This window comes from Paenibacillus fonticola DSM 21315 (assembly GCF_000381905.1).
Classification (GTDB): Bacteria; Bacillota; Bacilli; order Paenibacillales; family Paenibacillaceae; genus Fontibacillus; species Fontibacillus fonticola.
The window spans coordinates 160,508-183,854 of record NZ_KB907248.1 but is presented as its reverse complement, the minus strand read 5'-3'; the positions used below and the strand labels follow the sequence as shown (position 1 = coordinate 183,854).

General features: G+C 50.3%; 18 protein-coding genes. All 18 read left to right on the top strand.

Going from position 1 to position 23,347, the window contains the following annotated elements; translation table 11 throughout:
* Window positions 1-26 precede the first annotated feature (26 nt).
* The 18 genes from bshC to ftsZ all read left to right on the top strand — a co-directional run bounded on the left by bshC (window position 27) and on the right by ftsZ (window position 23,269).
* On the top strand, window positions 27-1,664 hold the full coding sequence (gene bshC, locus G358_RS0105730; protein WP_019636244.1) for a bacillithiol biosynthesis cysteine-adding enzyme BshC: 1,638 nt from the start codon (window positions 27-29) through the stop codon (window positions 1,662-1,664).
* A gap of 62 nt (window positions 1,665-1,726) precedes the next feature.
* Complete coding sequence (locus tag G358_RS0105725) at window positions 1,727-2,995, top strand: adenosylhomocysteinase (protein ID WP_019636243.1); 1,269 nt, start codon at window positions 1,727-1,729, stop codon at window positions 2,993-2,995.
* 476 nt (window positions 2,996-3,471) lie between these two features.
* Window positions 3,472-3,909: a division/cell wall cluster transcriptional repressor MraZ gene (gene mraZ / locus G358_RS0105720; RefSeq protein WP_019636242.1), complete on the top strand. Its 438-nt coding sequence runs from the start codon at window positions 3,472-3,474 to the stop codon at window positions 3,907-3,909.
* Window positions 3,910-3,929: 20 nt separating this feature from the next.
* Window positions 3,930-4,883: a 16S rRNA (cytosine(1402)-N(4))-methyltransferase RsmH gene (gene rsmH, locus G358_RS0105715; RefSeq protein WP_019636241.1), complete on the top strand. Its 954-nt coding sequence runs from the start codon at window positions 3,930-3,932 to the stop codon at window positions 4,881-4,883.
* 22 nt (window positions 4,884-4,905) lie between these two features.
* Complete coding sequence (locus tag G358_RS0105710) at window positions 4,906-5,331, top strand: hypothetical protein (protein ID WP_019636240.1); 426 nt, start codon at window positions 4,906-4,908, stop codon at window positions 5,329-5,331.
* Between the two features lie 23 nt (window positions 5,332-5,354).
* Window positions 5,355-7,604, top strand: a complete 2,250-nt coding sequence (locus G358_RS0105705; protein WP_019636239.1) for a penicillin-binding transpeptidase domain-containing protein — start codon at window positions 5,355-5,357, stop codon at window positions 7,602-7,604.
* Between the two features lie 81 nt (window positions 7,605-7,685).
* Window positions 7,686-9,647 (top strand): stage V sporulation protein D, encoded by a 1,962-nt coding sequence (locus tag G358_RS0105700; protein ID WP_019636238.1) that lies wholly within the window; start codon window positions 7,686-7,688, stop codon window positions 9,645-9,647.
* Window positions 9,648-9,735: 88 nt separating this feature from the next.
* Window positions 9,736-11,226: a UDP-N-acetylmuramoyl-L-alanyl-D-glutamate--2,6-diaminopimelate ligase gene (locus G358_RS0105695; RefSeq protein WP_019636237.1), complete on the top strand. Its 1,491-nt coding sequence runs from the start codon at window positions 9,736-9,738 to the stop codon at window positions 11,224-11,226.
* Complete coding sequence (locus tag G358_RS0105690) at window positions 11,226-12,623, top strand: UDP-N-acetylmuramoyl-tripeptide--D-alanyl-D-alanine ligase (protein ID WP_033403820.1); 1,398 nt, start codon at window positions 11,226-11,228, stop codon at window positions 12,621-12,623. The genes G358_RS0105695 and G358_RS0105690 overlap by 1 nt, the downstream gene beginning before the upstream one ends.
* A 24-nt stretch (window positions 12,624-12,647) precedes the next feature.
* On the top strand, window positions 12,648-13,613 hold the full coding sequence (gene mraY, locus G358_RS0105685; RefSeq protein ID WP_019636235.1) for a phospho-N-acetylmuramoyl-pentapeptide-transferase: 966 nt from the start codon (window positions 12,648-12,650) through the stop codon (window positions 13,611-13,613).
* A gap of 4 nt (window positions 13,614-13,617) precedes the next feature.
* Entirely contained in the window at window positions 13,618-15,042 is a 1,425-nt protein-coding gene (murD, locus tag G358_RS0105680; RefSeq protein WP_019636234.1) for a UDP-N-acetylmuramoyl-L-alanine--D-glutamate ligase, read from the top strand.
* Between the two features lie 49 nt (window positions 15,043-15,091).
* Window positions 15,092-16,189 (top strand): stage V sporulation protein E, encoded by a 1,098-nt coding sequence (spoVE, locus tag G358_RS0105675; RefSeq protein ID WP_019636233.1) that lies wholly within the window; start codon window positions 15,092-15,094, stop codon window positions 16,187-16,189.
* Between the two features lie 7 nt (window positions 16,190-16,196).
* Window positions 16,197-17,315, top strand: a complete 1,119-nt coding sequence (gene murG / locus G358_RS0105670) for an undecaprenyldiphospho-muramoylpentapeptide beta-N-acetylglucosaminyltransferase (protein ID WP_019636232.1) — start codon at window positions 16,197-16,199, stop codon at window positions 17,313-17,315.
* A gap of 223 nt (window positions 17,316-17,538) precedes the next feature.
* Window positions 17,539-18,444, top strand: coding sequence for a UDP-N-acetylmuramate dehydrogenase (gene murB, locus G358_RS0105665; RefSeq protein ID WP_019636231.1), 906 nt, complete (start codon window positions 17,539-17,541; stop codon window positions 18,442-18,444).
* Between the two features lie 16 nt (window positions 18,445-18,460).
* Complete coding sequence (gene murA, locus G358_RS0105660) at window positions 18,461-19,741, top strand: UDP-N-acetylglucosamine 1-carboxyvinyltransferase (protein WP_026342083.1); 1,281 nt, start codon at window positions 18,461-18,463, stop codon at window positions 19,739-19,741.
* An 89-nt stretch (window positions 19,742-19,830) separates the two neighbouring features.
* On the top strand, window positions 19,831-20,586 hold the full coding sequence (locus G358_RS0105655; protein ID WP_019636229.1) for a cell division protein FtsQ/DivIB: 756 nt from the start codon (window positions 19,831-19,833) through the stop codon (window positions 20,584-20,586).
* A gap of 257 nt (window positions 20,587-20,843) precedes the next feature.
* On the top strand, window positions 20,844-22,097 hold the full coding sequence (gene ftsA, locus G358_RS0105645) for a cell division protein FtsA (RefSeq protein ID WP_019636228.1): 1,254 nt from the start codon (window positions 20,844-20,846) through the stop codon (window positions 22,095-22,097).
* Between the two features lie 50 nt (window positions 22,098-22,147).
* Window positions 22,148-23,269: a cell division protein FtsZ gene (gene ftsZ, locus G358_RS0105640; protein ID WP_019636227.1), complete on the top strand. Its 1,122-nt coding sequence runs from the start codon at window positions 22,148-22,150 to the stop codon at window positions 23,267-23,269.
* The last annotated feature ends 78 nt before the right edge of the window (window positions 23,270-23,347 follow it).

Sequence of the window (23,347 nt, the reverse complement as noted above, 5' to 3'; positions counted from 1 at the left end):
CGATAAGAACAGGAGGATATGACCTGATGAACGTAGTTCAAGAGCCTTTACAGTCCGGTCAGCCGCTAGCCGAATCTTACATAGCGGATTATGGAGCAGTGGAGCATTTATTTGGAGAGAATCCTCTAATTGAAGGAAGCTGGGCGGCTAGGCTGCAATGGCTGGATCAGACCGAGCATTTGCGTGTCGAGCGCAGGGAGCTGGTTAAGCGGCTCCGTCAATACAATGAGCAGCATAACCCGGATGCCGCTGTTATGGAATCATTGCACAAGCTGGAGCAGCCGGGAACCGCCGTTATTTCTGGAGGACAGCAAAGCGGGCTTTTTACAGGGCCACTGCTTGTCATATATAAAGCCGTTACCCTGATCAAGGCGGCGGAACAGGCCTCTTCCCAGCTTGGCCGCGACGTCGTTCCGGTGTTCTGGATTGCGGGTGAAGATCATGACTGGGGCGAGGTTAACCATACCTACGTGCACTCTCCCGATCTTGAAGTATGCCGCATACGTATTCCGCGCGAAGAAGGCCGGCGGGGACCGGTCAGCCTGACTGAGGTAAGCAAAGAGGAATGGGAAACAGCTGCAGGGGAACTGGAGCAGTTGCTGCCGGATACGGAATTTAAAGCGGAGCTGTTGTTACAGTTGAAGCAAATTCTGACGGCCTCAACCTCGTTGACCGAAGCCTTTGCAAAAATGCTGGGTGCCTGGTTTGGCAAGTACGGTCTTGTGCTGCTTGATTCCGCAGATCCGCAGCTGCGTCAGCTGGAAATTCCGCTGTTTCAAACGATGATCGAGCGGAATAACGAGCTGGAGCTCGCTTACCATTCCGCCTCCAAAGAAATTATGTCCCAAGGCTACGATCCGCAAGCAGAAGTCGCGGAGGGCGGAGCTAATTTGTTTTACATTTCCGAGGGGGAGCGGCTGCTGCTGTTTAAACGGGAGGGGCGATTTGTCGATCGGAAGGGGCTGGTGTCATTTACGCCAGAGGAGCTTATTTCCGAGCTGCATCGATTTCCGGAGCGTTTCAGCAACAATGTATTAACCCGTCCCATTATGCAGGACTACCTGCTGCCTGTGCTTGGCTCCGTGCTTGGAAATGGCGAAATTGCTTACTGGGGCCTTACAGGCCAGGCGTTCGAATTGCTGAACTTTCGCATGCCGCTGCTGCTTCCCCGGATGTCGTTTACGGTCGTCGATGGCACAGTGGCCAAGCATATGGACAAATATGGACTTACATGGGAAGATGTTAAAGACGCCGACGAATTGCAGAATATTAAAGCGGCATGGCTTGCCGAACAGGATCAGCTGCAGCTGCAAGCGCAGTTTGAGAAAGTGAAAGCGGATTTCGCGACACTGTACGATCCGTTAATTGGGCAGCTTGGCCGCGTGGAGAAGGGTTTGCTTAAATTAGGCGACACTAACAAAGCAAAAATTATCGAGCAGATGGAATTTTTGCAGGCTCGGGTCAATGATGCGCTGGAACGGAGCAGCGCCACGGGCTTGCGGCATTTTGAATTGATTGAATCATCGCTGTTTCCGCTGCGTAAGCCGCAGGAACGGGTGTTCAACATTTATGCTTATTTCAATCGTTATGGCACCGACTGGATCGATCGTCTGATGGAGGTTCCATATGAATTGATGGGGCAGCATAGAATGATATACGTATAAAAGGCAGTATTTTCAAGTGTTAACAAGGTCATTCGAACATGTAATTATAGGAGGGAAACATAATGACAACAAAATCGATTCAGAACAGCATTATTACCGACTTGAAGCTAGCTCCGGAAGGACATTTGAAAATTGACTGGGTGGAGGCCCACATGCCGGTGCTTAGCCGGATCCGCAAGCAGTTTGAACAGGAGCAGCCTTTTAAAGGATTGAAAGTAGCAATTTCTTTGCATTTGGAGGCGAAAACCGCTTATTTGGCTAAGGTTGTTCAAGCCGGCGGAGCTGAAGTGACGATTACCGGTAGCAACCCGCTCTCTACACAGGATGATGTTTGCGCAGCGCTTGTTGAGGATGGCGTGACGGTATTTGCCAAATACAATCCAGACCCGCAGGAATATAAAGAACTGATGGTTCGCGCACTGGAGAATAAGCCTGACCTCATTATTGATGATGGCGGAGATCTGGTCAGTATCGTTCATTCGGAACGTCCTGACCTGCTGGAGAATGTCCGCGGCGGGGCCGAAGAGACGACTACCGGTATTTTGCGTCTTAAAGCGATGGAGAAGGAAGGCCAGCTGAAGTTCCCAATGGTGGCTGTAAATGATGCTTATTGCAAATACTTGTTCGATAACCGATATGGAACGGGCCAGTCGGTGTGGGACGGAATTAACCGTACGACGAACCTGGTTGTTGCCGGCAAAACGGTTGTTGTCGTAGGTTATGGCTGGTGCGGCAAGGGGGTTGCGATGCGTGCTAAAGGTCTTGGAGCGAATGTCATCGTTACAGAAATTGACGCGATCAAAGCGGTAGAAGCTTACATGGACGGGTTCCATGTGATGCCGATGATTGAAGCAGCCAAAGTCGGCGACTTTTTCGTTACGGTAACAGGCAATCGCGATGTCATTCGCGGTGAGCATTATGATGTGATGAAGGATGGAGCGATTTTGTCCAATGCAGGTCATTTCGATGTTGAAGTAAACAAGCCGGAGCTGGAAGAGCGTTCCACGTCGATTCGAACCGTACGCCGCAATATTGAAGAATATCAATTGAAGGATGGACGCAAGATGTACATTTTGGCTGAAGGCCGTCTTGTAAACCTTGCAGCCGGTGACGGTCATCCAGCCGAAATTATGGATATGACCTTCGCGCTTCAAGCCTTGTCCCTGAAATATGTCAATGAGCACTATAAAGAAATCGGTGCAGCCGTCGTCAATGTGCCATACGAATTAGATGAGCAGGTGGCCCGCAACAAGCTGGAGAGCCTCGGACTTGGTATCGATGTTCTGACTGAGGAACAGCGTGCTTATCTGGAGAGCTGGCAAGAGCACTAAAAGCCGGGTAAAACGTAATTACTGCGTTAAATGGCGTAATATTATGCTGAGTTAGGTTAGAATAATCGATTTAAAAGTAAAAGAACCTCGTCACGGATGAGGTTCTTTTTTTCATGGGAAAATGAATATCGTTGAATTTATATCATGGGAATTATTTTTTATCTGTGAATCTGCGAATTTAATTGAAAAGTTCTGTGGATTTATCGCCGATCTTTTTTTAGTGCGAATATGCAGAAAGTGTATATACTTGAACGAGGTGGTTCTTAAGACTCTTATGTAACTATACTTAAGACCTAAGTATTAAATGGGAAATTTGGAATTTTATATTTTTTAGCGCGTTGGTCACAAAATTATGAGCTTTTGCTAAAAAATATTTGTTTTACAAGGAGGAATTCACGCTCAAATGCAGAATTACTACTTCAAGAGTGGTGGAAAGTGGTGCAAAGTGGGGGAAAGAGGTAAGGAGTGAAGTTTCAATGTTTATGGGGGAATTCCAACATAGCATTGATGATAAAGGCCGAATTATTATACCGGCTAAGTTTCGTGATCTTCTTGGCGCCTCCTTTGTCGTTACCCGCGGATTGGACCAATGCCTCTTTGTGTATCCGATGCAGGAATGGGAAGTGCTGGAACAGAAGCTCAAGGCTCTCCCCTTAATGAAGTCTGATGCTCGTGCGTTTACCCGCTTTTTTTTCTCGGGGGCGACGGAATGCGAGTGGGACAAACAGGGAAGGGTAAATTTACCGGGCAATTTGAGACAGTACGCCAAGCTGGAGAAGGATTGCGTCGTACTCGGTGTTTCAAATCGGGTAGAAATATGGAGCCGCGACACGTGGGAGCAATACTTCCAGCAATCGGAGGACACCTTTAATGATATCGCTGAGAAACTGGTTGATTTTAATTTTGATTTGTAAACGGTCTGGAGGGCTGCAGCTTGTTTCATCACATCACGGTGCTTAAAGAAGAAGCGACAGAAGGGCTGCGCATCAAGCCGAATGGTATTTATGTAGACTGTACCTTGGGAGGCGGCGGCCACAGTTCTGTTATTTTGTCCAAGCTTGGAACAGAAGGCCGGCTGATTGCCTTTGATCAGGACGATTGGGCGCTTGATCATGCCACTGAGAAGTTATCTTCCTATGGCAAACAATTAACCCTGGTGCGCAGTAACTTTCGATATTTGCAGGAAAAGTTAGCGGAACTGGCTTGGGTACCTCGGAAAGATGGTGTACCGCAAGTCGATGGAATACTGTTTGATCTGGGCGTATCCTCTCCTCAATTTGATGAAGGCGAGAGGGGCTTCAGCTATAATTCGGATGCAGCGCTGGATATGCGGATGGATCAGACGGCGGAGCTGACGGCCAAGGATATAGTAAACGAATGGCCCGAACGGGAAATTGCCCGCATTTTGTTTCAGTACGGGGAAGAGAAGTTTTCGAGACGAATCGCCAAAGTGATTGTGGAAATGCGCAAGGAACGATCGATAGAAACGACAGGACAACTGGTAGAGCTAATTAAAGAAGGGATACCGGCTGCGGCACGCCGGACAGGCGGACACCCTGCCAAACGAAGCTTTCAGGCGCTGCGAATTGCTGTAAACGATGAACTGGGGGCATTTGAAGACGGTTTGCATGCGGCAATTCGATGCTTGGCACCAGGCGGCAGAGTATCCGTTATTACCTTTCATTCACTAGAAGACCGGATTTGCAAGCAAATTTTCGCGAAATTTGTCGAGAAATGTACATGTCCTCCGGATTTTCCTATGTGTGTGTGCGGAGGCAAAGGAGAGCTCAGGCTGATCAACCGGAAGCCGGTAGTTCCTTCAGAAAAGGAGCTGGCCGAAAACGCCCGGGCACGTTCAGCGAAATTGCGTGTAGCGGAAAAATTGTAATCTGTAGCGGAGGAATAGTGAAATGGCTTATACACGGGGGAATTTAGCAGTTAAAGAAAAAGCTTCAGAACGCGGCTACCCGTCCCAGCGTTACCGGGAAACGACGAAGGTTGTTACGCGCAGAGCGACGCTCCCTGTCCGGGAGAAGCTGCTTTATATGTTTACGATCGTTTTTTGCGTCGCTATTATGGGTGGTCTGCTGTGGCAAAACGGCAATTTGTACAGCATTAAACGTGAAATGTATAATTTGAACACCGACATTCAGAAGCTGAATGGTGAAATGAAAGAGTTAACGATTCAGAAAGAGAAGCTGGAGGAGCAAATTCCTCAGAAAGCTGCCGAACTGGGATACTCAGTGTCGGATGAAGAAGGCTTTCACGTTCAGGTATCGACAGAGTCAGGGAGCCAATCAACAAATTCGGGCGGCGCGAATGTCGCCCGCAAATAATGAAGATTTAAGAGGTTCTGGCCATGATTAAGAGAATTAAATTGCGGACACTGCTTATAGGGGGAATTATTACCCTCTTTTTTGCTGTATTGATGGGGAGAGTGTTTTGGGTTCAGGTCGTGGAGGCCGAATTCTGGCAGGCATATGCGGAAAAAGTATGGTCAAAGAAGAAGACGATTCCGGCAAGCCGTGGAAAAATCACTGACCGTAACGGTAAGATACTGGCGGTGGATGCGCCTGCTTATACGGTTGCGATCAATCCCAAGTTGATTCATCAGCTGGGGATTCAGGAGGAAATAGTCCAGGGGCTGCATGATATTCTCGGAAAGAGCGAGAGTGAGTTGCGTGAGCTTGTCAATGCCAAGAAGAAAGACGGCGCTTTTTACAATCAACGTGAAGTTCGCAAAGAAGGCTGGAAAGTGGACCAGGATGTAAAGGATAAGGTCGAGAAGCTGCAGGCTGACCTGATGAAGCAGCATAATGTAGATGATGTCGGAATTATTCTTATCAAGGGGCAGAAACGCTATTACCCGAGTCAAAGTCTGGCTGCGCATATTCTTGGATATGTTAATCGCGATTCTGAAGCTGTCGAAGGGACAGGCGTTGAGGCTTATTATGATGAGGAGCTGAAGGGGCAGGACGGTTCGCTTGAATATAAGAGCGATGGCCGCGGAATAGAAATTCCCAAAGCCAGCGAAATTTACACACCTGTCAAGAATGGGAAAGATATACAGCTGACGATCGACTATACCATCCAGTATTATGTTGAAGAGGCGATGAACGAAGCATACGCTGATTTGAAACCGATCAGTATGACAGTCATTGCCGCTGATCCGAAGACGATGGAAATTTTGGCGCTGGCTAATTTGCCAACTTACAATCCGAATGAGTATTGGAAAGACGTCGATCAGAAAAACTTTTACAATCATGCCACTAAATCAGTATATGAGCCGGGCTCCACGTTTAAGATCGTTACACTAGCCGGCGCGGTTCAGGAAGGATTGTTCAATCCGAATGAAAGCTTCATGTCCGGCAGCATCCGTGTTCCCGGACAGACGATACATGATGTTAAGCGATCGGGCTGGGGAGCTATTTCATATTTGGAAGGAGTCAAGCGCTCCAGCAACGTCGCTTTTGTTAAGCTCGGGTATGAGAAGCTTGGCCCGGAATTGCTGAAGCAATACGTTGATAACTTTGGCTTTGGCCAACGAACAGGCATCGAATTGCCCGGTGAGGCAAAAGGGGCCGTTACTCCTGTGTACCAGGCAGACTTTGCGGCGATGTCCTACGGCCACGGCCAGCTGCTTGTGACTCCGATTCAACAGGTTGCGGCGGTTGCTGCAGTGGCCAATGGCGGCAAGCTGATGGAACCGCATATCGTCAAGTCGGTCACGGATCCTCATACCGGGGAAACGACAATGACACAACCGAAGGTGATTCGTAATGTTTTATCACCGGATAAGGCGAAGGAAATAAGCGGCTACCTCGAACAGGTCGTTTCTGACAGGGTTATTGGGACTGGACGTCACGCCTATATCGAGGGCTATCGCATAGCCGGCAAGACGGGGACGGCAATAAAGCCCGGTAAGGGAGGATACGATTCATCGAAGCAGGTCGTTTCCTATATTGGATATGCGCCGGTGGACGACCCCCAAATTATTGTATTAGTACTCATTGACGAGCCGATAAACCCGGAGCTTGGCGGGGGGAGTGCGGCCGGTCCGGTCGTCAAGAAGATTATGAACCAGGCTCTGCAACATATGGGAGTGCCGAAGCAGCTTGATGATCAGGCCGCGAGCCCGGCAGTTCAAGCAGCTAACGTCTTGAAGGTCCCGGACCTTGATGGCATGCCGGTTCAGGAAGCGAAGGATTTATTGAAAAGCAAAGGGATTTCCTATGCGACCTTGGGAAATGGAAGCAAGGTCATATCCCAGTTTCCGAAGCCGGGCAGCCAGATAAAGTCAAGTCAGCATATGTACATTTTGACGGAAGAAGGCCAGTATCTGAGCATACCTAACGTTAAGGGGCAATCATTGCGGGATGCTGTGGAGCTGTTGTCAGTGCTGCAGGTGTCTATAAAAACCGTTGGCGAGGGATATGTAGTAGAACAGCAAGTGTCAGAGGTGCAGGGGCAAAGGCAGGTAACGCTCATACTGGAACCTTTAAATCCCGGGCAGGCTGATGAGGAGGCGGACGCCTCTTCGGACGGCGGGGACAAACACGGCGATGAGGATGCGAATGTGCAGGACGATGCCGAAGAAGCCTCGCCATAGCTTGTTCTAACCCCTGTTTATCCTGAATAGTCATGATAGCAGAACGATCATGTCTTTTTAGGAGCGAACAGGAGGCAATCTATGAAAATATCCAAAGTTACTGTCAGACGAAGACTGCTGTTATTGCTGCTGCTGTTAGTTCTGCTTTTTGCAGCACTCGTTGCAAGACTCGCTTATGTTCAACTGGGCAAAGGGGCAGAACTGTCGGCCAAGGCGGAAGATTCATGGCGCCGCAACATTCCTTTCTCGGCCAAGCGGGGGGAGATAAGTGACAGAAACGGCGTTACGCTCGCCTATAATATATCGACGCCGACGGTTATGGCTATTCCGGTGCAGATCAAGACGCCGGAAGCTACGGCGCGCAGCTTGGCGCCTCTGCTTGGCATGAGTGAAGAAGAGATTTTGAAGACAATCACGAAGCGACAATCGATAGTCAGACTGCAGCCCGGTGGACGCAAAATTACGATGGAAAAAGGACAGCAAATTCGTGATTTGGGTCTGCCGGGTATTGTTGTTGCCGAGGACAACAAAAGGTATTATCCTTATGGAGGGCTGGCCGCTCATATTCTGGGTTTCACCGGGAGCTATAATCAGGGGCTTACCGGAGTGGAGAAAAAATATGACAGTCAGCTGAACGGAATGAACGGCAGCATCTCGTATTTGTCGGATGCGGGCGGAAGGCTGATGCCAGGTTCATCCGAAAAATACGTCCAACCGAAGGATGGGCTGAATTTACAGCTTACGATCGATAAGACGATCCAAGGCATCATGGAAAGAGAACTGGATGAGGCGATGGCCAGGCTGCAGGCCAATTCGGCTATCGCGATCGCCATGGATCCGAAGAACGGCGAAATATTGGCGATGGCAGCGCGGCCTGGCTATGAGCCTGCTGAATACCAGGAATATCCTGTAGAGGTATATAACCGCAATCTGCCGATTTGGATGACGTACGAGCCGGGATCTACGTTTAAAATTATTACGCTTGCAGCAGCTCTGGAAGAGAAGAAAGTTGACCTTATGAACGAAAGGTTTTTTGATCCGGGCTTTATTAAGGTTGCAGGCGCTTCGCTTCGCTGCTGGAAAAGAGGCGGCCATGGCAGCCAGACCTTTCTCCAGGTCGTTGAAAACTCCTGTAACCCGGGCTTTGTAACCCTCGGTCAGCGGCTTGGCAAAGAGACTTTATTCAAATATATTAAGGATTTTGGCTTTGGAAGCAAGACGGGCATCGATCTTAGCGGTGAAGAGAACGGAATTCTCTTCAAGCTTTCCCAGGTGGGCCCGGTTGAATTGGCCACAACTTCTTTTGGCCAAGGGGTGTCCGTGACTCCGATACAGCAAATTACCGCTGTGTCAGCCGCAATTAACGGCGGCAAGCTCTATAAACCGCACGTGACGAAATCCTGGATAAATCCGGAAACCGGGCAGGTGGTCGATGAAGTGGAGCCGGAAATGGTGCGGCAGGTCATTTCAGAGGCAACGTCCAAGCAGGTGAGAACGGCTTTGGAAAGCGTCGTGGCCAATGGCACGGGCGGCAATGCTTTTATTGACGGCTATCGCGTAGGGGGCAAGACGGGAACGGCGCAAAAGGTCGTCAACGGCCGCTACTCAACGAGTGAGCACATCGTTTCCTTTATCGGCTTTGCTCCTGCGGATGACCCGCAGATTATTGTATACACGGCGGTAGACAACCCGCAGGGCATTCAGTTTGGTGGCGTTGTAGCGGCGCCGATCGTTCGTAATATTTTGACCGATGCGTTGGAATATATGGAGGTGCCCCCACGGAAAGACCAGATGGCCAAGAAGTATAAATACGGTGAAACGAGGGTCGTTACCGTTCCAGACTTGATCGGACATAGCGTACAGGAAATCTATGAAGATTTGAATATGAACTTTTCGCTTGCTAAATCGGGCGTTGGCAATATCGTCATTAATCAGGCGCCCAAACCCGGTGCAAGGGTGGAGCGCGGCTCGACGATACGCATCTATATGGGAAGCGAGTCGGAGGCTGAAATAGAGCACAATCATAGTGAACAAGATTCCTGAAAAATGATACTTTTGGTGATAATATAACTAAATGGGGATTCCTGTGACTGTTATTCATAGGTTGATAACAATTTGACGGAGGGGTCTTATGCTGCTGAAGGAACTCGCAACATATTTGATAGCATCGAAAATATATGGAGATGGAGAAACGCCGTGTCAGGGCATAGCCATAGACTCCAGGCAGGTGAAGAGCGGCGATCTGTTTATTTGTCTGCCTGGGCTGACGGTGGACGGTCATGATTTTGCTCCGCAGGCGATGAAGCAGGGGGCGGTTGCGCTAGTAGTGGAGCGCCGGCTTGAGCAGGTGGATTTGCCTCAGCTTCAGGTGAAAGATACTAGATTGGCCATGGCGATTTTGGGGAATGTATTGTACGGGACGCCGAGCTCCCGGATGAAAGTGATCGGTGTAACGGGGACGAACGGCAAAACGACGACGACGTATTTGATTGAAAGCATTTTGAGTCAGTACGGCAAACGAACGGGACTGATCGGTACGATTGAGCGAAAATTTGGAGGCAGGACATTTCCTATGCCAAGAACGACTCCGGAATCGCTCGACCTGCAGCAGTACTTGCATGACATGGTGAACAGCGATATTGATTATTGCGTAATGGAAGTATCTTCGCATGCATTAGAGCAGGGAAGAGTGAAAGGGACGAAATTTCGTTCCGCGGTGTTTACAAATTTGACGCAGGATCATTTGGATTATCATCATACGATGGAAGCTTACCGCGAGGCCAAAGGGCTGTTCTTCTCCCGGCTTGGGAACACCTATGAGGCTAATCCTGAGCTGCGAAGCTATGCCGTGCTTAATGCAGACGACCCCGCATCCGCCTATTTTGCCGCACAAACGGCAGTGCAGGCGATCACCTATGGCGTTGAGAATGCCGCCGATGTAGCTGCTTCAAATATTTCCGTTACGGCAAAAGGGACCTCCTTTCATGTTGATACGTTTCAGGGCAGCACCGACATTTCGCTGCGCATGGTTGGCAAGTTCAATGTGTACAATGCGCTAGCCGCCATCGCGGCATGTTTGCTGGAAGGTGTTCCGCTGAATCGAATTAAAGAAAGCCTGGAGTCCCTTAAAGGGGTCGATGGACGCGTAGAGGCTGTGGATGAAGGGCAATCGTTCGCCGTTATTGTTGACTATGCTCATACGCCTGACGGCTTGGAGAACGTGCTGCGCACAGTAACCGAATTTGCGGCAGGGCGGGTCATCTGCGTATTTGGCTGCGGAGGCGACCGGGATCGCACAAAGCGCCCGCTGATGGGCAAAATCGCCGCACGCTATGCGGAGCATGTCATCGTGACCTCCGACAATCCCCGTACGGAAAATCCCGAGGCGATTCTTCAGGACATTGAAGCCGGACTTATGGAAGATCAAGTGGCCGGGGAACGCTATGAGCTTATCGCCGACCGGCGCGAGGCCATCCAAAAGGCTATTGAAATGGCAAGCAGTGAAGATGTAGTATTGATTGCGGGGAAAGGTCATGAAACCTACCAATTGATCGGTACAGCGGTGCTCGATTTTGATGATCGGATCGTCGCTAAAGAAGCGATAAGGGGTTTGAGTAAGTGATAACTAGAACATTGGAACAAGTAGCTGCCATGTGCGGCGGAGAAGTTTGGAACACGGAAGATAAGCAAGTAACCATACAAGGAGTTACCACGGACTCGCGCAGCGTTGCTGGAGGCTGTCTTTTCGTTCCGCTCATCGGAGAGCGGTTCGATGGCCATCAATTTGCCGGGGATTGCCTGGCGGCAGGGGCAAACGCAGTATTGTGGGACAAAGCCAAGGGGACCCCGCCTGGTCCGGCTGTCCTCGTGGATGACACGCTAGAAGCGCTCCAGCGGCTTGCGCAGAGCTATTTGCAGGAGAGCAAGGCAAGGGTAGTTGGCATCACGGGCAGCAACGGGAAGACGACGACGAAGGACATCGTATATTCCCTGCTCTCGACCACCTATTCTGTTCATAAAACACAAGGCAATTTTAACAATCATATCGGACTTCCGCTTACGATTCTCTCCATGCCGGAGCATACCGAGATCGCGGTGCTAGAAATGGGGATGAGCGGCCGCTATGAAATAGAGTTGCTTTCGAAGCTGGCCGAGCCGGAAGTAGCGGTTATTACGAATATCGGTGAAGCGCATCTGCTGCAGTTGGGCTCCCGGCTGGAGATTGCCCGCGCCAAGCTGGAAATATTGGCAGGGCTGAAGCCGGGCGGGCTGCTCGTCTATGAAGGCGATGAGCCGTTGATAGCGGAGGTGCTTCAGGAGCCGGGGACGGTGAAGCAGGATCATTTCACCACGGCCACCTTTGGTCTTGCCCCGCATAATGATGATTATCCCGTCGGCATGATGTTCCTCGATGACGGCACGGTGTTTACTTCCAGCGCTCAGGGGGACACGCCGCTGCATCTGCCGATTCTCGGGCAGCACAATGTAATCAACTGCCTTGCGGCAATCGCCGTTGCCCGCTATTTTGGCGTCACGGTACAGGCGATGAAGGAAGGGCTGGCGAATGTTCAGCTGACCGGCATGCGGATCGAGGTGATCACTGGCGACAGCGGCGTAACGATTTTGAACGACGCCTATAACGCCAGTCCCACCTCGATGAAGGCGGCGATCGGAGTGCTGCACAATATGAAGGGGTTCCGCCAAAAAATTGCTGTGCTAGGCGACATGCTTGAGCTGGGCCCGACCGAGAACGACCTGCACCGTGATGTAGGCGCATTTTTAACACCTGATAAAGTGGATCATTTGTTTACTTATGGCGCACTGGGAACAAAAATTGCCGAAGGTGCGGCAGGACATTTGGACCAAGAGCGCATCCATGCATATACTGATAAAATCGAGTTGATTACGGACCTTCTGGACGTACTGCATCCTGAGGATGTTATCCTCGTCAAAGCGTCCCGGGGAATGAGGCTGGAGGAAGTTGTGGAAGCGGTCAAGTGTAATGATCTTCATCAATAATACCGGCGAAAGGGGGGTGATCCCATGGATTTTGGACTTATATTACTAACAATCGGGGTGTCCTTTATATTGGCCGTTATTTCGGCTCCGCTGCTCATTCCGCTTTTGCGGCGGATGAAGTTCGGGCAGCAGATTCGTAACGAAGGACCGGAAAGTCATCAGAAGAAGGCAGGTACGCCTACGATGGGCGGAATTGTCATTATTTTAGCGTTTACATTGGCTTTTCTTAAGTTTTCGGTGGTGAACACCGAGTTTTATGTCATGCTTGTCGCTACGCTTGGCTTCGGTTTGGTCGGATTTCTCGACGATTACATTAAAATCGTATTCAAGCGTTCCTTGGGACTGACGCCCAGGCAGAAATTGTTCGGTCAGCTGCTGTTCGCCGGTATCGTATGCGCCTTGCTGATTTCGGGAGAGCACAGCACCGCTCTTGGTATTCCAGGGACGCCAATATCGTTTGATTGGGGCGGCTGGTTCTATTATCCGTTTATCATTCTTATGATGCTCGCTATTAGCAACGCTGTGAATTTTACAGACGGACTTGATGGGTTGTTGTCCGGGGTGAGCGCTATTGCTTTCGGCGCTTATGCCGTTATTGCGATACAGGCGACTTCCATACCAGCGGCGGTGTGTGCTGCAGCGATGATCGGGGCCGTGCTTGGCTTTCTCGTGTTCAATGCTCATCCGGCTAAAGTATTTATGGGAGATACCGGTTCACTGGGCATTGGCGGCGCGATTGCGGCGATTGCGATCGTAACCAAAAGCGAGCTGCTGTTCCTCGTCATTGGCGGCGTCTTTGTGATGGAGATGCTGTCTGTCGTACTGCAAGTCATATCTTTCAAAACACGCGGGAAGCGAATATTTAAAATGAGTCCGATTCACCATCATTTTGAATTGACAGGCTGGTCAGAGTGGCGTGTTGTCGTTACATTTTGGGCCGTCGGCTTATTGCTTGCAGGGATTGGACTTTATTTAAACAAGGGGTTGTAAAACAATGAAACATCCAGAACAATACCGGGGGCGCCGGATCGTCGTTCTCGGTTTGGCGAGGAGCGGCGTTCAAGTTGCCAAAACCCTGCATCATCTTGGTGCGATCGTAACCGTGAATGACAAGAAGGATAGAGAACAATGTCCCGAAGCTTCTGAATTGGAGGCTTTGGGAATTTCTGTTCTATGCGGGGGCCATCCGGAAGGGCTGATCCATGAAGGGATAGAACTGGTTGTGAAAAATCCGGGTATTCCTTATACGGCGGCGCCAGTCGTCAAGGCATTGGAACTCGGAATTGATGTCGTGACGGAAGTCGAGGTGGCCTATCATTTATGCGCCGCACCAATTATCGGCATTACGGGCTCCAACGGAAAAACGACGACAACGACCTGGATCGGCAGCATGCTGCAAGCGGCGGGCCTGAAGCCGCTCGTCGCCGGCAACATCGGTACACCGCTCTGTGAAGCGGCAGAGGCGGCGAGCGAGGACAATTGGATGGTCGTCGAACTGAGCAGCTTCCAACTGAAGGGAACGCAGCAGTTCCGCCCGTCAATCGGCGTTCTGCTCAACCTGGCCGAGACGCATCTCGATTATCACGGTACGATGGAGGACTACATTTCTTCTAAAGTGAAGCTGTTTGCTAACCAGACCAAAGAGGATATCGCCGTCCTAAACTGGGACGATCCAGTATGCCGGGAATTCGTCCCAACCATGAACGCAAAGGTGCTGCCCTTCTCAGCGGCAGAGCGATTGACGGTAGAAGGGGTATACATTGAGCCGCCGTATTTGCCGCAAGAGCTGGATGCATGCGATAGAGTCATCGTCTACCGGAATGGCGAAGGGCTGGTTACCGAGATTATCCGTGTGGAGGAAATCGGTCTGCCGGGCCGTTTTAACGTTGAGAATGCCCTGGCAGCTATTGCAGCCTGTCTGGCTGCTGGCGCGGCTCCTGCGCAGCTGCTGGAGTCTTTAAGATCGTTCCGGGGAGTGGAGCATCGTCTCGAATTTGTCGCCGTTAAAGAGAATGTAACCTACTATAACAATTCAAAGGCGACGAACTCCAAAGCGACAACGATGGCTCTCGAAGCGCTGAACTCCCCGATTGTGCTTATTGCCGGCGGATTGGACCGCGGTTCCGATTATATGGAACTGGTTCCTGTATTTAAGGACAAGGTCAAAGCGGTCGTTGCCCTGGGAGAGACGCGGGAGAAAATGGCCAAGGCCGCAGAACTGGCGGGACTATCTGAGGCTGTGCTTGTCGATACTGGAGACAGTGCCGCCGAAACATTACGCGCCGCGACGCTCAAAGCTGCCGGTTTGGCTGAGCCGGGAGACATTGTCCTGCTCTCGCCAGCCTGCGCTAGCTGGGACATGTTTGCTTCCTATGAAGAGCGGGGACGCATTTTTAAAGAGGTGGTGCATACCCTTTAAGTAGGGGGGTGGATAAGCCCCTACTTATTGTTAAGAGGTGGCTTCCACGATGAACAAAAACCGCAAGGCACCAGATTTCTGGTTACTGGCCAGCATAGTGGCTTTGCTGGCTATAGGAATTGTGATGGTATACAGCGCAGGCTCCGTGCTTGCTTTTCATGACTATGGAGACTCTTTCTATTTCGTGAAGCGTCAGCTGTTATTTGCTGTTCTAGGCCTGGCAGCAATGTTCTTTATGATGAATCTCGATTACCGTCATCTGCGCCAGTATGCGAAAATTAGCTTGTTTATCTGCTTTGCTCTGCTTGTCATCGTGCTTATTCCTGGAATAGGCGTCGTTCGCGGCGGCGCGCGAAGCTGGCTTGGCATTAGCTCTTTTGGCATTCAGCCTTCCGAATTTATGAAGCTCGGCATGATTCTCTTTCTCTCCCATTGGCTTAGCAAGGAAGATTATAAGATCACGATATTTTCAAAAGGGTTGCTGCCTCCCCTAGGCGTAATGGGGCTCGCGTTCGGCCTGATCATGATGCAGCCGGATCTAGGCACCGGTACAGTTATGATGGGGGCGTCGCTGCTCATTATTTTTACAGCTGGTGCGAGAATTTCACATTTGACCGGATTGGCTGCCATAGGTGCTGCCGGATTTGCCGGGCTCATTTTAGCGGCGCCTTACCGGCTGCAGCGGATAACCGCCTTTCTCGATCCTTGGTCCGATCCGCTTGGTGCAGGGTACCAGATCATCCAATCACTGTATGCGATTGGGCCCGGCGGACTCGCTGGGCTTGGGCTTGGAATGAGCCGTCAGAAGTACAGCTATGTTCCGGAGCCGCAAACGGATTTTATTTTTTCGATTTTGTCCGAGGAGCTTGGCTTTATTGGGGGATTACTTGTCCTCCTGCTGTTCCTTATTTTAGTTTGGAGGGGCATGAGAGTGGCGATGACAGTGGATGACAGCTTTGGCAGCTTGCTTGCCGTCGGTATTGTCGGTATGGTAGCTGTACAGGTTGTTATTAATATCGGCGTCGTCATCGGTCTCATGCCTGTCACTGGCATTACTTTGCCGCTGATCAGCTACGGGGGCTCATCGCTTACGTTAATGCTGACAGCGCTTGGAATTTTATTGAATTTATCCCGTCATGCGAGGTGAATAAGTTATGCGCGTCGTGCTTAGCGGCGGCGGAACGGGAGGGCACATTTATCCCGCTCTTGCGATCGCCAAACAATGCGGTGCGGAATATCCGGAGTCCGAATTTTTATATATTGGTGGACAGCGGGGACTGGAGAGCACTCTGGTTCCCAAAGAGAATATTCCATTTGAAGCTATAGATATTACCGGCTTTCGCCGGAGTCTGTCATTTGATAACGTTAAAACGATCGTTCGTTTTATGAAAGGGGTGCGTACTTCCAAGCGGCTGCTGCGAGAATTCAAACCGGATGTGGTAATAGGGACCGGCGGTTATGTCTGCGGTCCGGTAGTGTATGCGGCGGCCAAACTTGGCATCCCCAGCATCATTCATGAGCAGAACGCTGTACCGGGGTTGACGAACCGCTTTTTAAGCAAATATGTATCGACGGTGGCGGTCAGCTTCGAAGGCTCAGGACCCGCCTTTCCCGCCGCGAAGAAAATACTGTATACCGGCAATCCGCGGGCGACAACCGTATTTGAAGCGGATAAAAATAACGGCTATGCTTCGCTCGGTCTTCCCTCCGGAAGAACAATTGTTCTTATCGTAGGGGGCAGCCGTGGGGCAAAGGCGATTAACGAAGCTATGGTCGGCATGGCTCCATTTGTAGACAAGCTGGAACATATCGATTTCATTTATGTTACCGGCGAACAATATTATGAAAATACAAAAGCGGCCGTGGCGTCGAAGCTTGGAAATATGCCTGACAACTTGCGAATACTGCCCTATGTGCATAACATGCCTGAGGTGCTCGCCTGTACTTCTTTAATCGTGAACAGGGCTGGAGCGTCTTTTTTGGCCGAGATGACCTCCCTTGGAATCCCATCTATATTAATCCCGTCTCCCAACGTAACGAATAATCATCAGGAGAAAAATGCGAGATCACTAGAAATGGCCGGAGCGGCCGAAGTCATTCTCGAGCCTGAATTAACGGGGAATTCGCTGTTCTCTGCCATCAAGCGCATTATGACGGAATCCTTGGTACATGAGTCGATGTCCAGGGCGTCCAAACGGCTTGGCAAGCCGGAAGCGGCTCATTTAATCGTAGAGGAAATGCGCCGGCTTGTCCGGAACCAAAGTACACGCTAGTAATACACCGGAGCTGGGCCTTTGTCACCATCTTACTGCCGGAGGCATAAGATACTTTATAAATCGTGACAATCCAAGCGGGGACCAGGAAGGAAGAGCGATTTCATCGAGAACCTGTTCCCTGTACACCCACGCAGCCGGTGAAATTTATACGGATTAACCGATTATCGGAAGGCCTGGTGCCGGAAGGGATTCGGCATGTTAGTCAAGGAGGGATTTTCCGATGCAGCAGTGGATATCAAAATTGTTAGAACTGGAAGTTGGCAAGGTGTTGCCCAATGAGTCGATGTCAAAGTATACGACTTGGAAAATAGGAGGCCCTGCCGACGCTCTGATCGTCCCAGAGAACATACAACAGCTGGCCAATCTGATCCGCCAGCTCTATGAAGAGCAAATCCCTTGGTTAATGGTTGGCAAGGGCTCTAACATGCTCGTATCCGATAAGGGCATTCGCGGCGCGGTGATCAAATTAGGCAGGGAATTGGAGCAAATCCGATTCCGGGGAACCGAGGTTGAAGCGGGGGGAGGCGCCTCGATTGTAAGATTGAGCATTATGGCGGGCAAAGAGGGCTTGAGCGGACTGGAATTTGCTGGAGGCATTCCAGGAACCGTCGGTGGAGCCGTATATATGAATGCCGGCGCTCACGGGTCTGATGTGTCACGCATATTTAAATCCGCTGAAATTGTTCTGGAGACCGGTGAGTTGGTAACTTACAATGCGCAGGATATGGATTTTGCATACCGCCATTCCATTTTGCATGGAAGCCGGGGCGTCGTAGCAAACGCCATCTTCACACTGCAGGAGGGAGACCGCTTGGAAATTGCTGCTGCCATGGCATCCTACAAAGATCGCCGCCGCAAAACCCAGCCGCTGCAGCAGCCCTGCGCGGGTAGTGTGTTCCGTAATCCGTCAGGAGATCACGCGGCCAGGCTGATTGAAGCGGCAGGACTTAAAGGGCGCAGTATAGGCGGAGCTCAAGTATCCGAGCTGCATGCCAATTTCATTGTCAATACGGGGCAAGCGACAGCAGAGGACGTTCTTGCGCTCATGGAGCTAATCCAAGACACCATCGCTTCGAAATTTGAAACCGCTCTGGTGCCGGAGGTTTATTTCGTGGGTGAACGGTAAACTCGGAGGTGATACATTGGACAAATTGGTGATTGAAGGCGGGAGACCCCTCTCAGGAACCATTCGTATCCATGGAGCGAAAAATGCCGCACTGCCTATTCTGGCTGCTAGCTTGCTGTCCGAAGGCGCGGTGCAGCTTCGCAATGTTCCCCGGTTGCTGGATATTGATGTTATGCTGGGCATTTTAAGCCGTTTGGGCTGCAAAGCGGATCATCAGGGCGATACCGTGATGATCGACGCCAGCAGTGCTAACTCCAGCCATGTGCCGGAAGATTTGATGAGTCAAATGCGATCTTCTATTTTTCTTATGGGACCGCTGCTTGCGAGATTCAAAGAGGTTTGCATTTACCAGCCCGGCGGGTGTGCGATCGGTGAACGGAAAATTGATTTGCACTTGCGGGGACTGCAGGCTCTGGGAGCTGTCATTGAGGAGCGGCATCAACAGATTTGGTGCAGGGCCGGCCAATTGGTCGGGGCCGACATTCATCTTGACTTTCCAAGCGTCGGGGCTACGGAAAATATTATGATGGCAGCGGCTCTGGCGAAAGGTACGACCGTGATTACGAATGCGGCCCGTGAGCCCGAAATACAGGATTTGCAAAATTTCCTTAACGAGATGGGCGCAAGCATTATGGGAGCCGGCACGGATACGATTACGATCCAAGGCGTATCGCGACTTTACCCGTGCGATTATGAAATTATTCCCGACCGGATTGTGGCAGGTACAGCGCTCATCGCTGCCGCGGCAACGAGAGGCTCGGTTACTTTGACGCACTGCAATCCAGCCCATCTCGTGTCATTGCTTCATGTATTGCGCCGGGCTGGTGTTCAAATCAGTGCTCTCAATGATATAATAACTGTAAGCAATGCAGGCCGGCTAAAGGCTGTAGACCGAATTGTGACTTCTCCTTATCCTTCGTTTCCGACGGATTTGCAATCTCAGGTCATGGTTTTGCTGTCTTTGGCAGATGGAGTCAGCCTGATGAAGGAAACGGTATTCGAAGGCCGCTTCAAGCATGTTGATGAATTGGTGCGGATGGGGGCAGATATATCGGTAGATATGAATGCAGCAATCATTAGGGGCGTGCCGAGACTGTACGGGGCTACTGTGGAAGCAACGGATTTGCGGGCCGGTGCCGCACTGGTGATTGCCGGGCTGGCGGCGCAAGGCAAGAGTATCGTTGAGCGGGTATATCATATTGACCGGGGTTATGACCGGATCGAAGTGATGTTTCAGCGATTAGGCGGCGTCGTTAGCCGCGATGCTCCCGTGTTGAAACAGCTGGATTTAGCTTGAGCTAGCTTAATGATGGAGCCTTGATCAATATCCCCTCCGGCGGAGGGGATAAAGGCTTTGTATACTACAATAATGTCCGGAGAAATGTTATGTCAAAAGCCAAAGTGCCGGTGTTGAAGCAGCCGAAACCGAAGAAGAAAACGAATGGAAAAATTGTAGGCATATTAATTTTATTGTTTCTGACGTTGTTTGCCGTACTTTTTTTTCGTTCCTCGTTAAGTAAAATTTCCAGCATTGCGTTTGATGGCAACACATATACGACAGACGAAGAGCTCTTGCAAATTAGCGGGTTGAACATTGGCGCTCCCTTTTTTGGAACAAGCTCGGAGAAGATCAGTAAGCGGATGACGAAAGTGCCGTCCATTGAGGAAGCGGAGGTGCACAAGGCTTTTCCCGGAAGCATTACAATCCGGATTAAGGAATTTCCGCTGGCAGCTTATGAGCTGACCGTGGATGATGGGGTGAAGGGCTTGCTGGCCAACGGTACGAAAATTAGCCTGAGTCCCGGAACGATGCCGATCGCAAAGCCGATTTTGACCGGATGGAAGACGGATGATCCAAATTTGGCCAAGCTGTGTGAGGTACTGGCGCAAATGCCGGAAGACTTGACTTCCGATATATCAGAAATAGTACCTTCACCTACCCTGTCCTATCCAGACCGGGTAAAAATGTATACAGGCTCCAAATTCGAAGTGGTGACGGCGATTTCCTTGCTTTCGAGGAAGCTGGAATATATGAATTCCATTCTTCAGTCCCAGGATCCGGGAATGCTCACGATGCTGGAGGTAGATTCATATGTGCCTTATGTACCACAGGATGAGCAAAATGATACTACTCACGAGTGAAAAACAATGTTAAAATACATTTTATGGGCTAGTTTTTCCACCTGCTTTTTTTTGCAGTTTTTTTACGGGGTAAGTTATTTGTGCCTCGTGCCCGTTAACCTATTCTATCGTTACCTTTATCCTATTTTTATGCAAAAGATGGAATTCAAAAATATTGTAGAAAAAAGAGGGAAAGGTCAAACGGCGGAGAATATGTAGAGAGTGCATTTTTAAATTCGTATTTATAATTTTGAATGGGAAATAGGAGGTGCCAGAGCTTGAGCAACAATGACATCATTGTTAGTTTGGACATCGGTACATCCAAAGTTCGTGCTATTATTGGGGAAATTAGTAATGGAACCTTTAATATTATTGGGGTTGGATCTGCCGACTCGGAAGGAATTCGCAAAGGTGCGATTGTAGATATTGACCAAACCGTTCAATCGATCCGCAGTGCAGTCGAACATGCGGAGCGGATGGTAGGAATTCAAATATCGGAAGTATATGTCGGCATTTCGGGAAATCATATTGGACTCCAGACGAGCCACGGGGTTGTAGCCGTACAAAATGAAGACCGTGAAATCGGTGAAGAGGATATCGACCGGGTATTGAAGGCAGCGGAAGTTATCGCACTGCCTCCGGAGCGGGAAATTATCGATGTGGTTGCTAAGCAATACGTGGTGGATGGCCTTGAAGGAATTCAAGATCCCCGCGGCATGATCGGAGTCCGCTTGGAAGTCGAGGCAACGATTGTTACAGGCGCTAAGACGGCAATACATAATTTGCTTCGATGCGTTGAGAAGTCTGGACTTAGAGTAAGGGACCTGGTATTGCTGTCATTAGGAGCGGGTCAGCTTGCCTTATCCAAGGATGAGAAGACGATGGGCTCCGTGCTGGTGGATATCGGCGCAGGATCGACCACAATCGCAGTGTTCGAAAGCGGCGCAATTATTGCGACATCTACGTTACCGATAGGGGGAGAATTTATAACGAATGACATTGCTTATGGCCTTCGTACTCTGACCGATCAAGCTGAGAAGGTAAAGCTTAAATACGGCTGCGCCTCTATCGAGGATTCGGCGGGAGATGTCACTTTTAAGGTGACGAGAATTGGAAGCAATGTGGAGAAGGAATTTACCCAGGAGGATTTGGCGGCTATTGCCGAGCCTCGGGTGCAGGAAATATTTCAAATGATTCGGCAGGAAGTAAAACGGCTCGGTTACAATGAGTTGCCCGGAGGTTATATACTTACGGGAGGAACCGTATCGATGCCGGGACTTCTCAAGGTTGCACAGGAGGAACTGGCCGCTTCCGTGCGGGTTGCTGTACCGGATTATATTGGTGTCCGTGATCCCGGTTATACGGGAGGCGTCGGCATATTGTACAAAGTCATCAAAAATATCCGCGTCCGAAATGCCGGTAACAGTGCTAAGAAGCCAGCTAATCGGAATAAGCCGGTAAGTACCCAGGAAAGCTCAGGCAAACCAGGGATTATGGAACGTCTTAAGAACTTATTCAGTGAATTCATATAACTTGAAGATGGACGGGCCATCCATGCACAATGAGGGGGAGATGGAAGAGTATGTTGGAATTTGATTTTGAAATGGAGAGTTTGGCTCAAATAAAAGTCATTGGTGTTGGCGGTGGGGGCAGTAACGCTGTGAACAGAATGATCGAGAACGGAGTGCTGGGCGTCGAATTCATTACGGTGAATACCGATGCTCAAGCTTTGCATTTAGCCAAGTCCGAGCATAAGCTGCAAATTGGGGATAAATTGACGCGGGGACTTGGAGCGGGAGCCAACCCGGACGTAGGGAAGAAGGCGGCTGAAGAGTCGCGCGATTTGATTGCCAATACGCTGAAGGGCGCAGACATGGTATTTGTCACAGCCGGGATGGGAGGCGGCACCGGTACGGGGGCAGCCCCGGTCATTGCGGAAATTGCCAAAGAATGCGGAGCATTGACTGTGGGGGTTGTTACGCGTCCATTCACATTTGAAGGCCGCAAGCGTTCCTCCCATGCCGAGCTGGGCATCGAGGCTCTGAAGGAGAAGGTGGATACATTAATCGTTATTCCGAACGACCGCCTTCTTGAAATCGTAGATAAGAAGACGCCGATGCTGGAAGCATTCCGCGAAGCCGACAATGTACTGCGTCAGGCCGTTCAAGGCATTTCCGATCTGATTCAAGTTCCGGGCCTTATCAATCTTGACTTTGCCGACGTGAAGACCATTATGACGGAGCGCGGCTCCGCTTTGATGGGGATTGGCGAAGCAACAGGCGAGAACCGCGCAGCAGAAGCGGCGCGTAAAGCTATTATGAGTCCGCTGCTTGAAACTTCCATCGAGGGAGCACGCGGTGTTATAATGAACATTACAGGCGGATCAAATCTGTCCCTGTATGAAGTGAATGAAGCGGCCGAGATTGTTATTTCTGCTTCTGATCCGGAAGTGAATATGATCTTCGGTGCGATTATCGATGAGAATTTGAAGGAAGAGATTAAAGTGACGGTCATTGCTACCGGGTTCGAACATAAATCCTATTCCGCAGCTTCGATTCGTAAGCCAGGGACAGGAACAGGGGCAGCCGATTCCCAAGATAGCCGTTCCGCTTCCGCTTTAAGACCTTTCGGGAATCAGCCGAGCGGTGACCAGCTGGATATCCCAACATTCCTCCGCAATCGTTCTCGCAACAATAACGAATAAGTTTGACCAAATCTCCCCAAAATCTAAACCTCTGTTCCATTGCTATGGAGCAGAGGTTTTTTGCATTGCTCGACAAAA